Raw genomic sequence first — 16,894 nt, 5'->3', positions numbered from 1 at the left:
GGCTGGGAGTGCCCGTCTGTGACGACCGAGGACTCGCGGCAGCCGAACCCGAGCCAAGGAGCCTCATGAACGTGCTTCGCAGGTCTGTCCGCAGACGCACCGCCGAACGGCTGCGCCGTTCCGCGACGTGCACCACCACGCTGGTCGCCTCGATGGCCGTCGCGCTCTCGGTGCTCGGCGCCGTGACCGCGCCGCCGGCCGTGGCGGCGCCGGAGGACGGGACCCTCAAGGTCCTGCTCTTCTACAAGACGAACTTCCACGCCTCGCACGTGCAGGCGCGCCAGGCCGTCCGTGACCTCGCCACCGAGCTCGGCACCCAGTACGGCCAGCCGGTGGAGATCCAGGAGACCGACAGCGCCTCGGCGTTCACCACGGAGAACCTCGCCACCAAGGACGCGGTCGTCTTCACCCAGACCGGCGGCGTGCTGTTCGACACCCAGCAGCGCGAGGCCCTGGAGACCTACATCCGCGGCGGCGGCGGCTTCATGGGCGTGCACTACACCGGCTGGTCGGTGGGCCAGAGCGAGCACGACGTCAACCCGTTCTACCGCCGCCTCGTCGGCGCCATGTCGGAGGGCCACCCGGAGAACCCCGCCGTCCGGCCCGGCAAGGTGGTCGTCTCGGCGCCCGACCACCCGCTGACGCAGGGCCTGCCGGCCGAGTTCACCCGCAGCGACGAGTGGTACGACTGGACCGTCAACCCGGCCCCCGACGTGCGCACCCTGCTCGAGGCCGACGAGTCGTCGTACGGCATGGGCCGCCAGGGCAGCTCGCACCCGATCACCTGGTGCCAGCAGATCGACGCCGGTCGCTCCTGGTACTCCGGCATGGGCCACGAGGGCACCGCCTACTCCGAGGGCGTCATCCGCACCCAGATGCGCAACGGCCTCGCCTACGCCGCCGGCCTGCTGCCGGCCGACTGCTCGCCCCCCTCGAAGGGCGACAGCGGCGACTGGAGCGGGGTCACCCCCTGGCCGGTCATGCCGATCAACATGGCGCTGACCTCCGACGGCACGGTGCAGTCCTTCGGCAGCTCCGGCGGCCGGGGCGGCGACCCCACGCCGTACGACTGGACCGGCGACAGCACGATCTACCAGGGCGGCCAGATGGAGGTCGACGTGTGGGACCCGGCCGAGACGCGCACGCTGGCGAACCTGCGCTCCGGCATCGTCGAGAACACCACCTACACCGACCTGTTCTGCTCCATGCAGGTGCAGAACCCGCACAACCACGCCACGATGACGGTCGGCGGTGACGACGGCCTCGGGGAGAACGCCCCGAACGACGGCTCCGTCGGCGTGACCAGCTACACCACGAACAACGGGCTGCAGAACGAGGCGCCCATGAACTACCCCCGCTGGTACCCGACCGGCTCCACGATGCCGAACGGCGACATCGTCGTGCAGGGCGGCAGCCTCCGCGGCGGCCCCGGCGGCCCGGGCATCCTGACCCCCGAGGTCTACACCCCCGACGAGGGTTCCGGCTGGAAGCTCCTCGACGGCGCCGAGAGCGCGGTCGCCTACGGCGACGGGGCCAACGGCGAGCCCGACGAGAACCGCTGGTGGTACCCCCGGGCCTTCGTGGCCCCGGGCAACGGCAACCTCTTCAACATCAGCGGCACCCAGATGTTCGAGCTCGACCCCGAGGGCAACGACGGCGCGGGCGAGCTCTCGCTGCGCGGCCGCCTGCCCGCAGCGGTCGCCAACCAGGGCGGCCTCGGCAACCCCGTCGGTGCCACCTCCACCGCGGTCATGTACCGACCGGGCCAGATCCTCCAGGTCGGTGGCGGCTGGTGGGCCAACGGCGGCGGCCCGGACGGCGCCCGCGCCGGCCTCACCGTCGACATCACCGGCGGCACCGCCGCCCCGGTCGTCGAGGCCACCGAGCCGATGGAGTTCCGGAGGCACTGGCCCACGGCCACCGTGCTGCCCGACGGCGACGTGATCGTCACCGGCGGCAGCCGCGAGAACAACGGCAACGGCGGATACGTCACCAACGCCGAGATCTGGGACCCGGAGACCGGCACGTGGAGCACCGTCGAGGTGCCCTACGAGCACGCCCGGCTCTACCACTCCACCGCGCTGCTCCTGCCCGACGGCCGCCTGATGATCGGCGGCGGCGGGGCCCCCGGGCCGCGCAACTACACCGACGTCGAGTACTACTCCCCGTCGTACCTCTTCGACGGCGACGAGCCGGCCGTGCGGCCCGAGGTCACCGGTGTGCCCGGCACGATCGGGTACGGCGGCACGTTCGGCGTCGAGTCGTCCAGCCCGGTCTCGCGGGTCACCCTGGTCCGCAACGGCTCGGTCACCCACGGGTTCAACAACGACCAGAACTTCCAGGACCTGGAGTTCACGCAGGACGCCGGCACCGGCGAGGTGACCATCACCGCGCCGCAGGACGGCACCTACGCACCTCCCGGGGCCTACATGCTGTTCGTCTTCGACGAGGACGGCACGCCCTCGGTGGCCGACATCGTCGACGTCGACCCCGAGGTGGCGATGGACTCGCGCACCCCGAAGGTCGTCGAGCAGTTCGAGTACCCGCGCTTCCCCGCCGACGGCACCCAGGTCGTCGACGTCGCCGCCGGTGGCGGTCGGATGGCCCCCTGGACCGTCGAGAACCAGGTGCAGCTGGTGCGCGGCGTCGCCGCGAGCCAGGGCGCCCTCGGCGCCACGGGCTACCACCTGGCCCTGGGCCAGTCGGGCAGCATCGAGCGCACCCTCACGGGCCTCGACGCCGGACGCGAGTACCGGATCTCGCTGCGCTACGCACGCGACAGCCGGTCGGCACCCGCCGCCGGGCCCGCCAACGCCCGGCTGGCCGTCGGGTCGCTGGACACCACCCTCACGGCAGGGACCGACCTGCCCTCCCAGGGCGACGGCCGCGACGTGGTCTTCGGCACCTGGGTCGGCACCTTCGCCGCCGACCAGCGCTCCGAGGTGCTGCGCCTCGCTGCGGGGGAGGGCGACGCCGGCATGATGATCGACAACCTCGTCGTCACCAGCGCCGACCCCGGCGTCGGCGACGTGCCGGTGCACTACGAGTTCGAGGAGGGCGAGGGGACGTCGGCGGCCAACACCGGTGACGACTCCTCGGTCGGGGCAGCGACCCTGACCGGCGCCACGGGCTGGTCGGACGACGGCGTGTTCGGCGGGTCGCTCGACCTGCCGGGCGGCTCCAACGCCAACGCGGCCGACCTGCCGGACGACCTGCTGCAGGGCGTGGACGACTTCTCGACCTCTTTCTGGGTGCGCCCCGACGCGCTGACCGACTGGGCCGGCCTGTTCCACCTTGGCACGGGCACCGGCGGCGCCGGCGGGTTCTTCCAGATCCAGACCCGCACCAACGCGGCCGGCCCGACCGGGCTGGCAGCGACCTTCAAGGTGGCGGGCCAGGGCCTGGAGGAGCGGGTGTACGCCACCCCGACGACCGACCTGGTCGTCGACGAGTGGAACCACGTGGCGTTCACCCGCCAGGGAGCCACCGGGACGCTGTACCTGAACGGCGAGCCGATCGCGAGCCGGGACGACCTGACGATCGACCTCAGCGAGATCGGGGCGACCGAGAACAACTGGCTCGGACGCAACGGCTTCCCCGACGCCGCCTTCGACGGTCGGATGGACGAGGTGCGGGTCTACGACTCGACCCTGAGCGCCACCGACGTCGCCGGGCTCTTCGACGACGGCGCGGCCCTGCGCACCACGACGACGATCACGGCCGACCCGGCCTCCCCGTCGCCGTTCGCGACACCGGTGGCCTTCACGGCCTCGGTCGACGACGAGGCCGGCGAGCCGGCGTCGGGCTCGGCGCAGCTGGTCGTCGACGGGACGCCGCAGGGCGGCCCGGTCGAGCTGACCGACGGCACGGCGACGTTCCCCGGGGTCACCATGTCGCCCGGTGAGCACCAGGTCGAGGTCCGCTTCGACCCCAGCGAGGGGTTCCGCACCTCGACGGCCACGACGACCCACACCGTGGAGCGTCCGCCGCCGGGCGAGGGCGTGCCCATCCGGTACTCCTTCGACGAGGGCACGGGCACCACGGCCGCCAACAGCGGCCTCGACACCTCCGTCGGGGCGGCCACGCTGGTCGGCCAGGCCGGCTGGGCACCGGGTCGGTTCGACGACGCGGTCTCCCTGCCCGGCGGTCCCGCGGGCCCGGCGAGCGGCTCGAGCCACGTCGACCTGCCCGACGACATCACGGCCGGCATGGACGCCGAGTTCTCGGTGTCGACCTGGATCCGGCCGACGGCGCTGCCGGGGTGGACCACCCACCTGCAGCTCGGCAAGAGCACGGAGGAGTTCTTCCTCCTGCAGTCCTCGACCGAGAACGGGGCGAGGGGCTTCGCGGCCACCCTGCGAGCCGACAACGGCGAGCAGTACCGCGTGCAGCTGCCCGGGGAGACCGACCTCCCGCTCGGCGAGTGGACGCACGTCGTGGTCACCCTCGGGCCCTCGCCGACCGGAGGGGGCACGACCGGGCGGATCTACTTCGACGGCGCGCTCGTGGACGGCGGCACCCGCGACAACATCCCGATCGACATCGGGGACGTCGGCGCGGGCGGCACGACGGCCAACTTCGTGGGCAACACCAGCTGGAACGACCCGCGTCCCACCGAGCGGGTCGACGAGCTGCAGATGTTCGGCTACGAGCTGACCGCCGGGCAGGTGGGCGAGCTGTTCGAGGGCCCGTCGGCCGGCACCGCCCCGGTGGGGGTCGCCGACACCTACAGCACCGACGAGGGCGAGACCCTCACCGTCGGCGCACCGGGCGTGCTGGGCAACGACACCGACGCCGAGGGCGACCCCCTCACCGCGACCGGCGCCACCCAGCCCGACCACGGCCAGGTGACCCTCGAGGCCGACGGGTCGTTCACCTACGTCCCCGACGCCGGGTTCGCCGGCACCGACACCTTCACCTACACCGCGACCGACGCCACCGGCTCCTCGGCGGCCACGACGGTGACCCTCACGGTCACCGAGGTCGACGACCCGCCGACGACCACCACGGTCACCGGGTCGGCTCCGGCGGTGACGTACGGCCGGTCCGGTCAGGTGTCGGTGACGGTCGATCCCGACAGTGCCTCCGGGACGGTCGAGGTCGTCGACGGGGCGACGGTCCTGGGGACGGCGACGCTCGACGGGGGCGCGGCCTCGGTCACGCTGCCGCCGAAGGCGCTGGAGCCGGGGACCTGGTCCCTGGGCCTGCGCTACCTCGGTGACGACGACCACGCGGCGTCCACGGGGTCGGTGACCCTGCGGGTGCTGAAGGCGACGCCGCGCATGACGGTGCGGGCGCCCGGCCGCATCGACCAGGGCGAGCGCGCGAAGGTCACCGTGGTCCTGCGGGCCGCGGGCAGCGTGCCGGTCACCGGTCGGGTCAGGCTCACCGTCACCGGCGGTGTGGCCGGGTCGAAGGCGCTCACCGGCAAGGTGCGGTCGGGCAAGGTGGCCTTCACCCTGCCCCGGGCCACCCGCACCGGCCGGATGACGGTCAAGGCGGCCTACCTCGGCAGCAGCCTGGCCAAGGCGGTGACCGAGCGGACGACCATCAGGGTCACCCGCTAGGAACCCAGCCGCACGAGTGACGACACGGGCCCGGAGGTTCTCCTCCGGGCCCGTGTCGTCGTCCACGTCTGGTCGCAGCGTGGCCTCCGGTGGTCTCGACGACGCTCGAGCCTCCGGCCCTCGCTGCTCGACCAACCGTGCGCGTCGTCGCGACCGCGCCCGAGGGCACCGGGACGTGCGAACGGCCGGCAGGCGACCCGTCGGTCGCCTGCCGGCCGCTGCCGTGCGGTGGGGGAGGGCGGTCAGCCCTCGTCGGCCAGGGCGGCGACCACTCCTGCGCGGCTGTCGTCCTCGCTGGCCAGGACGCCGCCGTTGGCGACGATGTCGGGGGTGATCTCGTTGAAGACCATGCGGACGTCCTGGCGGCGGGCGCCGAGGATCTCCACGGCGTGGTCGGCGACCGCCTGGGCGAACGCACGACGCTGCTCGACGGTGCGGCCCTTGAGGAGCTCGACGGTGATGTTGGGCATGGGTGGTGCCTTCCTGTGACGGCCGTCCGCCAGTGATCCACGTGGGCGACCTCGGTTCATTCCTGTGAACGACACTGTAGGGCCGCTGGGGGTGCGGCTCAATGGCGCAGGGGGCGTTCGTGCCGACGAGTTCACAACCTTGACAGTGGTTCGGCGTGCTGGTTGGGTGACGTGGGTCACCATCTCGTACGTCGTTCACGTCGGTGAACTCGCGGGCCCGCCACCACCCAGGATGTGATCGTGAACCGCACCGCCGCGAGGCCCGCCCGGCCCACCCGCCCGACCCGGGCCGGCGCCGCCGTCAGGGCCGTCGGGCTCGCCGGCGTCGTCTCCGTCTCGGTGGTGGCCCTGGCCGCCCCCGCCGGCGCCCACGTGACGATCACCCCGTCGACGACCGCGGCCGGTGCCTACGCCGTCCTCGAGGTCAGCGTGGGCCACGGGTGCGAGGGCTCTCCGACGACCGAGATCAGCATCCAGGTGCCCGACGAGGTCACCTCGGTGACCCCGACCCGCAACGCGCTGTGGGAGGTGGAGAAGCAGGTGGAGCAGCTCGACCCGCCGCTCACCGACGGCCACGGCAACGAGATCACCGAGCGGGTCGACACCGTCACCTACCGCACCGACACCCCGCTGCCCGACGGCTACCGCGACACCTTCGAGCTCTCCCTCCAGCTGCCGGACGCCGAGGGCGCCACCCTGGCATTCCCGACCGTCCAGCGGTGCGAGGAGGGGGAGTCGGCCTGGATCGAGGTCCCGGCCGAGGGGCAGGACGAGGACGACCTCGAGCACCCCGCACCCGCGATCACCCTGACCGCCGCGGAGGAGGGTGGTCACGACGGCGCGGCCGCCGCCACGCAGGCCGGTGCGGCGGACGCCGGCACCGTGCAGGTCGGTGCGGCCGAGGTCGGCGCGCCGGCCACCGACGAGGGGGGCCCCGACGCGCTGACCCTCGCCGCGCTCGCCGCCGCCGTCCTGGGCGCGCTGCTGGGCGCCGCGGCCCTGGCGACCCAGCGCCGCCGGCGGTGACCCGGCGCCGTCCCCGCCTGCGGTGGCCCCGGGCGGCCGCCCTGGCCGTGCTCGCGGCCGTCGCCGCGCTGGTGCTCGGCAGCGCGGGGCCGGCCGGTGCGCACGCCACCCTGGTCAGCAGCGACCCGGCCGAGGGTGCTGTGCTGACCACGGCGCCCGAGGAGATCCGGTTCGTCTTCGACGAGGCGGTCACGGGGGTCCCCGACGGCGTCCAGGTGTTCGCCGCCGACGGCAGCCCGGTGGCCTCCGAGGCCTCCACCAGCGGCAGCGAGCTCGCGGTCTCCCTCGTCGACGCGGTCGAGGAGGGCACCCTGGTGGTGGTCTGGCGGGTGGTCTCGCCCGACGGCCACCCGATCAGCGGGTCGCTCAGCTTCTCCGTCGGCGCCGCCAGCGACGACGTCGTCGCCCCTCCGGCGAGCGCCGTGGAGGTGCCGGAGGCGCCCCTGCCGCTGCGGCTGGTGCGCTGGCTCGGCTACGCCGGGCTGTTCGTCGCGGCCGGGCTGGTCGCCTTCGCCGTGCTGTTCCTGCCCTCCGGCCACCCCGCGAGCACCGCCCGCCGACGGCTGGTCGTCGCGGCCCGCGGGGGTGCGGTGCTCGCCGTGCTCGCGTGGCTGGCGGTGCTGCCGCTGGTCGCCGCCTACCAGGTCGGCGGCGGCGCGGGCGCCCTGACGAAGGGGTCCACCTGGTCGGCGCTGGCCTCGACCGAGTACGTCGTGACCGCGCTGGTCGTGGCGGGGCTCGCCCTCGCCGTCGGGCTGCTCGGCCGCGGGCTGCCCGGCCGGCCGCGCGCCGTGGCGGCCGTGGTGGCGGCGGCCGTCGCCACGGCCGCGCCCGCCCTCACCGGCCACACCCGCGCCGCCGCGCCCGAGGCGCTCGTCGTCGGCGTCGACGTGCTGCACCTGCTGGCCGGCGCCGTGTGGCTCGGTGGGCTGCTCGCCCTCGCGCTGGTGCTCGGTGACCTCGCCGGACGCGACACCATGGCCGCCGAGGTGCTGGTGCGCTTCTCCACCGTCGCGGCCGGCGTGCTCGCCGCGCTCGTCGTCAGCGGCACCGTGCTGACCTGGCGCATCCTCGGGTCGTGGAGCGCCCTGGTCGACATCGGCTACGGGCAGCTCCTGGTGGTCAAGATCCTCATCGCCGTGGTCGCGGTGGCCCTCGCCGCGTGGAACCGGTTCGCGCTGCTCGAGCGCCTCCGCCAGGCCACCCGGCGCCGCGACCGCCGCTCGGGCGCCGCGCTCGTCGTGCGGACCACCGGCGTCGAGGCGGCGCTGCTGGTCGGCGTGCTGCTGGTGACGGGCCTGCTCGTCGACCGCAGCCCCGAGGCCGAGGCGGCGGCCGCCGCCGCCCGGTCGGGGGTGCAGACCGCGATGATGGGCCCGTACGAGGTGACCGCCACCCTGGAGCCCCCCGCCACCGGCGCGACCTCCCTCACCGTCGAGACCCGCGACTTCGCCGGCGAGCCGTTCGAGGGCCTGGAGGCCCCCGAGGTGCGGCTGTCGGCAGGCGAGGTCGACCTGGGCGCGGTGCCGGTGGAGTCCGTGGCTCCCGGGGCCTACGCCGCCGACGTCGTGCTGCCGTCGCCCGGCACCTGGCAGGTGCAGGTGTCGTTGCGCACCGGCGAGTTCGACAAGCCCGTGACCACCCTCCAGTTCGTCGTCGACGGCGGCTAGAGGCCCACCCGTGCCCCCCACCAGCAGCCGAGGTCGACCTGTGCCCGAGCCACGTCCCCCACGCCGTCCGCACCTGCGCGGGAGCACCCTGCGCTCCGCCGTCCTGGGTGCCCTGGCCGCCCTGCTGGCCGTCACCGGCCTCGCCGTCGCCGACCCGGCCAGCACCGAGCCCGCCGACGCGCCCACCCGGGCGGCGCGCACGTGGGTGGTCGACGCCGTCGACGACGCCCTCGGCAACCGGTGGCAGTCGCGCGACACCGGCACCTCCACGGTCACCGTGCAGGTCGGCGACACCGTGGAGTGGCGCTTCGAGTACCCCACGGCGGGCCAGGAGCACGACCTGACCTCGCAGGACACCTCCGCGACCTGGAGCCCCCCGGTCCAGGAGTACCGCGTGCCGGACGACCCGAAGGGGCCGGTGCGCCACACCTTCACCGAGCCCGGCACCTACGACTACCTCTGCTCCATCCACGGCACGACGATGCGCGGCACCGTGGTCGTCGAGGCCGCCCCGGAGGCCAACCAGCCGCCGACGGCAGAGCCCGTCGTCGAGCCCCGCGAGGGTGCGGCGCCGCTCGAGGTGCACGTGACCGCCCGCGCCGCCGACGCCGACGGTGACCCGCTCACCTACCGCTGGGACTTCGGCACCGGCGACCCCGCCGACCGGGCCACCACCGACCACGCGGTGTTCGAGTACACGACGCCCGGCCTCTACACCGCCTCCCTCGAGGTCACCGACGGGCGCGGCGGCCGCTTCACCGAGGACTTCCCGATCGCCGTGGGAGACGGCGGCGACGGCCCGCTGGTGAGCGTGCAGGCCACCCCGACGACCGGCCCGGCGCCGCTCGACGTCGTCCTGACCGGGGCGGCGCAGGACCCGCAGGGCGGCCCGCTCACCTACGCCTGGGACCTCGGCGACGGCGCCACCGCCGCCACCGCCGAGGTCGGCCACACCTACGCCGACCCGGGCAGCCGGACCGCGACGCTGACCGTGACCGACGAGGACGGCAACCAGGGCAGCGACTCGGTCCTGGTCACCGCGACCGACGGGCACGCCGGCCACCTGCCGCAGGTCGCGGCGACGGCGAGCCCGGCGTCGGGCGCCGCGCCGCTGGAGGTGGCGCTCTCGACCGAGGTCACCACCGCCGGCCCCGTCGAGGCGTTCGCCGCGGGCCTGACCCGCTACCCCGACCTCACCGGCACCGCCGAGCTGGTGCGCCGGCGCGGCGAGACCCGAGCCGTGCTCGACGTGAGCGGCCTGCGGCCCGCGGCGAGCCACCTGGTGCACGTGCACGAGCAGGCCTGCTCGTCGTCCGACGGCGGTGCGCACTTCCGGTTCGACGAGACGCAGCCCTTCGCGGAGGAGAACGAGATCTGGCTGCCGTTCACCGCCGACGCCACGGGTCGCAGCGGCCTGGTCGAGGTCGAGCAGCCGCAGCGGGCCGGGCCCGACGCCGTGTCGGTCGTCGTCCACGACCCCGACAACCCGTCGCTGCGCATCGGCTGCGCCGACCTCGCCCCGGCCACCGCCGACCTCACCTACGCCTGGGACTTCGGCGACGGCACCAGCGGCCAGGGCGCCGACCCCGACCACACCTACGCCGTGCCCGGCACCTACACCGCGACCGTCACCGTCGCGGGCCACACCGGCACGGGGCACGCCTCGGTGCACGCCTCGGTGAGCGCCTCGGTCGACGTCGTCGTGGCGTCGCCGGTCGACACCTCGGCCCCGCAGACGCAGGTCACCGCCGGGCCCTCGGGCACCGTCGCCACGGGCCGCGCCGAGGTCGCGTTCGACAGCGACGAGGACGCCGCCACCTTCGCCTGCCGCCTCGACGACCGCGCCTGGCGGGGCTGCGCCTCGCCGGCGACCCTCCGCGGGCTGGACGACGGCCGCCACCGGCTGCTGGTGCGGGCCACCGACGCCGCGGGCAACACCGACGCCACCCCCGCGGCGCGGGCGTGGACGGTCGACACGACGGGGCCGCTCGTCCGTCGTACCCGGCCCGCCGGCACCACCCGCGACCGCACCCCGACGCTGCGGGCCGTCGTCAGCGACCGCCACTCGCCGGTGCGCCGCCGCGACCTCGCGCTGCGCGTCGACGGCCGCGTCGTGCCGCTGCGCCACGACGCCCGCCGCGGCCTGGTGGCCGGGGTGCCCCGGCGCGCCCTCTCGCCCGGCGGCCACGTCGCGCGGCTCGTGGCGAGCGACGCCGTCGGCAACCGGACGGTGACCACCTGGCGCTTCGTCGTCGGGCGGTGACGACTGGACGCACGACGGGACGCACGACGGGGCGGACGACGGGGCCGGACGGCGGGGCCGGAAGCGCGGCCGGTGCGGTGCGGGTGCCGACTCGGCTGGGTAGCCTCCAGGCGGCAGGCGGTCACCAGGGGCGCGCCAGGCGTGCGAGGAGCTGACGTGGGCGGGACCGAGGTCGCACCAGGCTCGTTGGCAGCGCTGCGGCTCGCCAACCGCGACCGGCTGCTGCGCACCCTCGAGGAGGCGGGTGGACTCAGCCAGGCGGAGATCGCCCGCGCCACCGGGCTCTCCAAGGCGGCGGTGTCGGGCCTGGTCCAGGAGCTGGTCGCGGCCGGTGAGCTGTCGGTGCGCACCGGTCTGAGCAACGGCCGCCGCAGCCGGCTGGTGGAGCGGGCCGGGGCCGGCACCCGGGTGGGCGTGGGCGTCGACCTCGGGCGCACCCACGTCAGGGTGGTCGTGGGGCGCGGGCTGGACGACGTGCTCGACGAGTCGGTCGCCCCGCTGCCGGCTCGGCACTCGCCGGCCGACGCGGTCGCGGTGGTCACCGAGATGGTGGACCGGGCGTGCGCCGACGCCGGCCTGACGCGCGAGGCGGTCGTCGGGTTCGGCATCGGGGTCCCCGGACCGGTGGACCTCGCCACCGGCACCGTGCGCGGAGGCGGCATCCTGCCCGCCTGGCAGGGGCTCCCGCTGCGGAAGATGTTCAGCGAGGGTCTGGGGCAGCCCGTCCGCATCGAGAACGACGCCAACCTCGGCGCCCAGGCGGTGGCCCGGCACCTGCGCTCGCGGGAGTGCACGGTGTTCTTGAAGGTGGGCTCGGGCATCGGCGCCGGCGTGACCGTCGACGGCCACCTGATGCGGGGCCGGTCGGGCACCGTCGGCGAGATCGGCCACCTCACCCTCGACCCCGGCCTGAGCGTCGTGTGCCGCTGCGGACGTCGGGGCTGCCTGGAGACCATGGCCTCCAGCGAGGCGATCAGGCAGGGGCTCGAGTCGGCCCTGGGCCACCCGGTCGAGCTGGCCGACGTGCTCGCGCGCGCGGGCGGAGGAGACCCCGTGGCCACTGCGGTGCTGAACGAGGCCGGGGACGCCCTGGGGCGGGGACTGGCCTGGCTGGCGATGGTCCTCAACCCGCGCCACCTCGTGCTGGGGGGCCCGCTGACGCCGGCGGGCGAGGCGCTGCTCCGCCCGGTGCGACGCGCGTTCCGGCTGGCGGCGCTGCCGCTGGCGGCCGAGGGCACCGAGCTGCTGCTGACGCCGCTCGGCGAGCGGACCGAGGCGCTCGGTGCGCTGCTGCTGAGCCTGCGGTTGGTGACCCACCCGGGCCAGCCCTGACCGCTGACGGTCAAGCTGTGAACACATCTGTTGACAGGGTGGCGCGTTCTGTTCACAGTGTGACCACGTTCACACCCCCAGGAGCCCCAGTGACCCCACGTTTCCGTCTCGCCCTCGCCGGGGTGGCCACCGCCCTCGGCGCCACCCTGCTCACCCCGGTCGCCGCACCGGCCCAGCCCGCCCCGGCCGCCGAGCGCCGCGCCGCGCCGGTCGTCACCATCGCCGACGGCGCCCTGAAGGGGGTCGCCCGACAGGGGTCCGACCGCTTCCTCGGCGTCCCGTTCGCCGCCCCGCCCGTGCGCGACCTCCGCTTCGCGCCCCCGGCGGCGCCCGCGCCGTGGTCCGGCACCCGCGACGCGACCCGCAAGGGCCCGGCGTGCGTGCAGTTCCAGCCGACCGGCGTCCGCGAGGAGCAGGCCACCAGCGAGGACTGCCTCTACCTCGACGTGTACCGCCCCTCGGGCACGTCCCCGAAGGACCGGCTGCCGGTGATGGTGTGGTTCCACGGCGGCGGGCACACCCAGGGCACGGGCGTCATCTACGGCGGCGGCACCATGGCCGACCTCACCGACACCATCGTGGTCTCGACCAACTACCGCCTGGGCGCCTTCGGGTTCCTGGCCCACCCGGCCCTGAGCGAGCTGACCCCGCAGGGGTCGGGGAACTACGGGCGGATGGACCAGATCGCCTCGCTGCGCTGGGTGCAGGAGAACATTCGGCGCTTCGGCGGCGACCGCGACAACGTGACGATCTACGGGCAGTCCGCCGGCGGCCAGGGGGTCTGCGACCTGATGGCCATCCCGTCGGCCGGCGGGCTGTTCGACAAGGCCGTCGTGCAGAGCCAGGTGTGCACCTCCCAGCGACCCACGCTGGCCTCCGCCGAGCCCAGCGGCGTCACGTTCGCCAACGCGGTCGGCTGCACCGACGAGGCCACCGTGGTGGCCTGCCTGCGCGGCACCTGGCCGGGCACCGCCGTGGCCAACCAGGCCTCCTACGTCGGCAACTCCAAGGCCGGCAGCGGCCTGATGCCGCGCTCGTTCCCCGACGCGGTCGCCGCGGGCGACTGGAACGAGGTACCGGTGGTCACCGGCTCGACGTACTCGGAGAACCGGCTGCTGTCGGTGGCCCTGTCCGGCCTCCCCGACGAGGAGTACGAGCCCCGCGTGCGCAGCACCTACGGCGCCCGCGCCGACCAGGTCCTGGAGCTCTACCCGCTCGAGGACTTCGACTCGGCCTTCGACGCGCTCACCCAGATCCAGACCGACGCCGGCCGGGCCTGCCAGACCGAGACGGTCGCCAGGCTGCTCACCGGCAAAGTGCCGACCTACCGCTACGAGTTCGACGACCCGACGTCACCGACCCTGTACGGCTTCGGCACCGGCGAGGAGGACATGTCCAACGCCCACAGCGCCGAGCTGCAGTACCTGTTCGACTTCACCCTCGGGGCGCAGCCGCTCACCCGCGCGCAGGAGCGGCTCTCGACGCAGATGATGAAGTACTGGGGCTCCTTCGCCACCGACGGCACCCCCAACTTCCCGGGGTCACCCCGGTGGCAGCAGTACGGCACCCAGGAGCGCGTGATGTCGCTGCGCCCCGGTGGCGCCAGCGAGATGACCACCACCCTCCAGGACGAGCACCACTGCGACTTCTGGCTCGCCCCGCAGTGAGCAGCACCTCGGCGCCGGGCCTGCGGGCCCGGTGCCGAGGCACGTCCGTCCGACAAGCGCCCGGTGGTGGGGTCTCAACGACCCGGGTCCCGCGCCGGGTGCGTCGGTACGGCCCACCCCTGCTCGGTGACGGCCCTGACCGCCGCGGCGACGGCGACCGCGAGGAACACCGAGGCGGCGACGTCGCTGGGGCGGTGCCACTGCAGGGGGCCAGGGTCGCGAGACCGGTGAGGCCCACGACGGCCACGGCCGCCCACGCCACCGCCGTCCGCCAGCGAGCGGGTGCGACGAGCAGCGCCGCAGCGCCCAGGCCGGCCACTGCCGACACGTGGCCGCTGGGCAGGCTGTTCGCGGTGTCGTCCCAGAGGTCGGGCCGCACCAGCAACGGCTTCAGCACGGTCGCCGCGAGGGCGGTCGCGCCCACGGTGGCGAGCACGACCACGGCGTCACGCCCACCGCGCAGCAGCGCGGTCGCGCCTGCGAGCACGACGGCGGCGAGCGCCGCGGAGGCCGGCGACACCACGGCGAGCAGGGCCTCGGTCCAGCCGGCGCGGGCCAGCACGTCGGCGGCCAGCAGCATCGCGTGGGTGTCGACGGCCTGCCCGAGGCGGGTGTGCACCGCCACCACGTAGGTCAGCGCGAGCGCGGTCGTCGCGGCCGCTGCGACGACCAGCGCGGCTGACGCGCGGGTCGACGGGGTCCGGGACGACGAGGCCACGAGGGTCACAGCACGAACCGTTCCTCGTGCAGCTGCCCCGCGGGCAGGCCCGCCTCGGCCAGCGAACGACGTACGGCGGCCGCCAGGCCCGGCGGCCCGCAGAGGTAGACGTCGCGGTCGGCGAGGTGCGGCACGAGCCGCTGCAGCGACCCCGACGACAGCAGGTGCGGGTCGCGCCCGAGCAGGTAGACCACACGGGCGCGGCGGCTCGCGGCGAGCGCGTCGAGCTCGGCGCGGAAGACGACGTCCTCGCGGCGGTCGGCGCGGTAGAGCAGCACCAGGTCCTGGTCCGGTGCGAGGGGGACGGTCTCGAAGAGGGCGCGCATGGGCGTGATGCCGACACCGCCCGCGACGAGCAGGACGTCGCGGCGGGTGCGCCGACCTGCCGTCATCGCGCCGTAGGGACCCTCGGCCACCACGCGGGTGCCGACCGGCACCTGTTGGACGAGCGAGGAGCCGTCGCCCAAGGCCTTCACGGTGAGCCGGAGCCGGTCGCCGACGGGCGGGGCCGACAGCGAGAAGGGGTGCGCGGTGAACCAGGTGCGGCGGGTCAGGAAGCGCCAGCGGAAGAACTGCCCGGGCTCGGCCTCGAGCTCGTGGACGTGGCGGCCCTGCACCACGACGGAGGTGACCCCCGGGGCCTCGGCGACGGTGGCCACGACCCGCAGCCGGTGGCGCCGCGCAGCCAGCGCCGGGGCCAGCACGCGGTGTCGCAGCACGAGGGCGAAGGTGGCGGCGTACAGCAGTCCCCAGGTCACCTGGAGCCACGGCCGGCCCGCCAGGTCGGGGCCGGCGAGCTGGTGGCTGAACGAGAGGGCGACGGCGACGTACATGGTGAGGTGCAGCGCGTGCCAGGTCTCCCACCGGACGCGCCGACGGGCCGACCGGGCCGACACGACGGCGACGGCGACCATCAGCGCCGTGGCGAGCGTGGCGGTGACCAGGCCGGGCCAGGTCATCACCTGCGCCGTGGCGGACAGGGGGTCCTGACCGGTGAGGAGGCTCCAGGCGAGCACCGCGGCGGCGGCGTGCACCAGCACGAGCGAGAGCACCGTGCGTCCCCCGGTGGCGTGCCAGCGGGCGAGGGTGTCGGCGCCGATGCCGTGCTCGAGCACGGGCCACCGTGACATCAGCACGATCATCACCAGGACGCCGTAGCCGGCGAGCATGCCGCAGACGTGGGCGACCAGTGCGACGGGGTCGATCTCGGCCCCGTCGAGGAGCACCGCCAGCGCCGGCCAGAGGGCGACGAGGACGGCGCCCACGGACATGGCGGCGAGCACCGCCCGCGCCGGCCCACGGTGGCGGGTGGTCGCGGCGAGCCGGGCCGTCGGTGGCGGCTGGGGTGGCGCCGGGGATGACGCCGGGGGTGAGGGGGACGTCACCGGGGCGTGGTCGAGGCTCATCGTGGCCCTCCGTCGCGCGGTCCGCCTGGCAGCGGCGCCTCGGTGAAGACGGGGGAGACGTCTGGCCCGGACAGGCCGATCCAGACCCCGACCACCACGGCGAGGACGGCGATCAGCAGGCTGACCATGTCGAGCGGCCGGGTCATCGGAACCCTCCGCCGCGACCGCCGCCGCCGTCGCCGTCGTCGCGACCGTCGACCTGCGTCGTGCCGTCACGCCCGCCGTCACCGCCGCCGTCGTCGGCGCCGGCGGCGAGCGCGGCCCCGCCGGCCCCGCCGACGAGCAGCACCGACAGGGCGGCGGCCCCGACCAGGGCGCGGCCGCGGGGCACCCGCGCCCGGATGCGGGCGGCAGCCCCCACCGGCGCGCCGGCGGGCTGGGTGGTGGGCTCACCGGCAGGCCGGGCGGCGGCAGTCGCCGGGGCTGCGTCGTCGGCGAACCCGTAGTGCTCGGTCGCCCAACGGTTGACGGGGTCGACCGGCTCGTCGGGTCGGCGGGGTGCGGTCGCCGGGGGCGCCGGCTGGGTCGGGTCGTGCGGTGCGTCGGTCATGGTGGGCCTCCGGTGGGCTTCGGCTGAGGGTGCAGCCTCGCCGGGCGGGATCAGCAGGTCCCGTGCGTTTGCTGTGCACCTCCTGTGAGCGAGCGCGAGGCGGGTGGGGTGGCCGGTGTCGCCGCCGGCGCACCAGCTGGCCCGGTCGCCGGGGGCGAGCGGGCCGTCGGCGGTGGGCAGGGGTGGACGTCATACGGATGGTGGGTGCGACTCCACGATTCGTAT

General features: G+C 75.1%; 10 protein-coding genes. 6 read left to right on the top strand and 4 right to left on the bottom strand.

Translation table 11 applies throughout. The features are described from left to right. Positions 1-65 precede the first annotated feature (65 nt). Positions 66-5,567 carry a ThuA domain-containing protein gene (locus tag AC4OR8_RS01635; RefSeq protein ID WP_492163826.1) on the top strand — a complete coding sequence of 1,834 codons (5,502 nt, stop codon included), beginning with the start codon at positions 66-68 and terminating at the stop codon, positions 5,565-5,567. 242 nt (positions 5,568-5,809) lie between these two features. On the opposite strand, the gene AC4OR8_RS01630 is transcribed toward AC4OR8_RS01635, so the two are convergent. Continuing rightward, positions 5,810-6,037 (bottom strand): tautomerase family protein, encoded by a 228-nt coding sequence (locus tag AC4OR8_RS01630; protein ID WP_492163825.1) that lies wholly within the window; start codon positions 6,035-6,037, stop codon positions 5,810-5,812. 240 nt (positions 6,038-6,277) lie between these two features. On the opposite strand from AC4OR8_RS01630, the gene AC4OR8_RS01625 reads away from it, so the two are divergent. From AC4OR8_RS01625 to AC4OR8_RS01605, 5 genes are all read left to right on the top strand, one after another. Continuing rightward, entirely contained in the window at positions 6,278-7,063 is a 786-nt protein-coding gene (locus AC4OR8_RS01625; protein ID WP_492163824.1) for a YcnI family copper-binding membrane protein, read from the top strand. Next, complete coding sequence (locus AC4OR8_RS01620) at positions 7,060-8,733, top strand: copper resistance CopC/CopD family protein (protein WP_492163823.1); 1,674 nt, start codon at positions 7,060-7,062, stop codon at positions 8,731-8,733. Before AC4OR8_RS01625 ends, AC4OR8_RS01620 begins: the two co-directional genes overlap by 4 nt. A gap of 40 nt (positions 8,734-8,773) precedes the next feature. Then, positions 8,774-10,996: a PKD domain-containing protein gene (locus AC4OR8_RS01615; RefSeq protein ID WP_492163822.1), complete on the top strand. Its 2,223-nt coding sequence runs from the start codon at positions 8,774-8,776 to the stop codon at positions 10,994-10,996. Between the two features lie 156 nt (positions 10,997-11,152). Then, on the top strand, positions 11,153-12,328 hold the full coding sequence (locus AC4OR8_RS01610) for an ROK family transcriptional regulator (RefSeq protein ID WP_492163821.1): 1,176 nt from the start codon (positions 11,153-11,155) through the stop codon (positions 12,326-12,328). A gap of 89 nt (positions 12,329-12,417) precedes the next feature. Further along, positions 12,418-13,995, top strand: a complete 1,578-nt coding sequence (locus AC4OR8_RS01605; protein ID WP_492163820.1) for a carboxylesterase/lipase family protein — start codon at positions 12,418-12,420, stop codon at positions 13,993-13,995. A 723-nt stretch (positions 13,996-14,718) separates the two neighbouring features. On the opposite strand, the gene AC4OR8_RS01600 is transcribed toward AC4OR8_RS01605, so the two are convergent. The 3 genes from AC4OR8_RS01600 to AC4OR8_RS01590 all read right to left on the bottom strand — a co-directional run bounded on the left by AC4OR8_RS01600 (position 14,719) and on the right by AC4OR8_RS01590 (position 16,669). Beyond that, complete coding sequence (locus AC4OR8_RS01600; protein WP_492163819.1) at positions 14,719-15,984, bottom strand: ferredoxin reductase family protein; 1,266 nt, start codon at positions 15,982-15,984, stop codon at positions 14,719-14,721. Positions 15,985-16,115: 131 nt separating this feature from the next. Beyond that, positions 16,116-16,265: a hypothetical protein gene (locus tag AC4OR8_RS01595; RefSeq protein WP_492163818.1), complete on the bottom strand. Its 150-nt coding sequence runs from the start codon at positions 16,263-16,265 to the stop codon at positions 16,116-16,118. Continuing rightward, positions 16,262-16,669 (bottom strand): hypothetical protein, encoded by a 408-nt coding sequence (locus AC4OR8_RS01590; protein WP_492163817.1) that lies wholly within the window; start codon positions 16,667-16,669, stop codon positions 16,262-16,264. The genes AC4OR8_RS01595 and AC4OR8_RS01590 overlap by 4 nt, the downstream gene beginning before the upstream one ends. Positions 16,670-16,894 lie beyond the last annotated feature (225 nt).

Source organism: Nocardioides sp. FY1077 (assembly GCF_058681775.1).
Note: the sequence above shows the minus strand (reverse complement) of the source record. Positions and strands in the feature narration are given on the sequence as shown.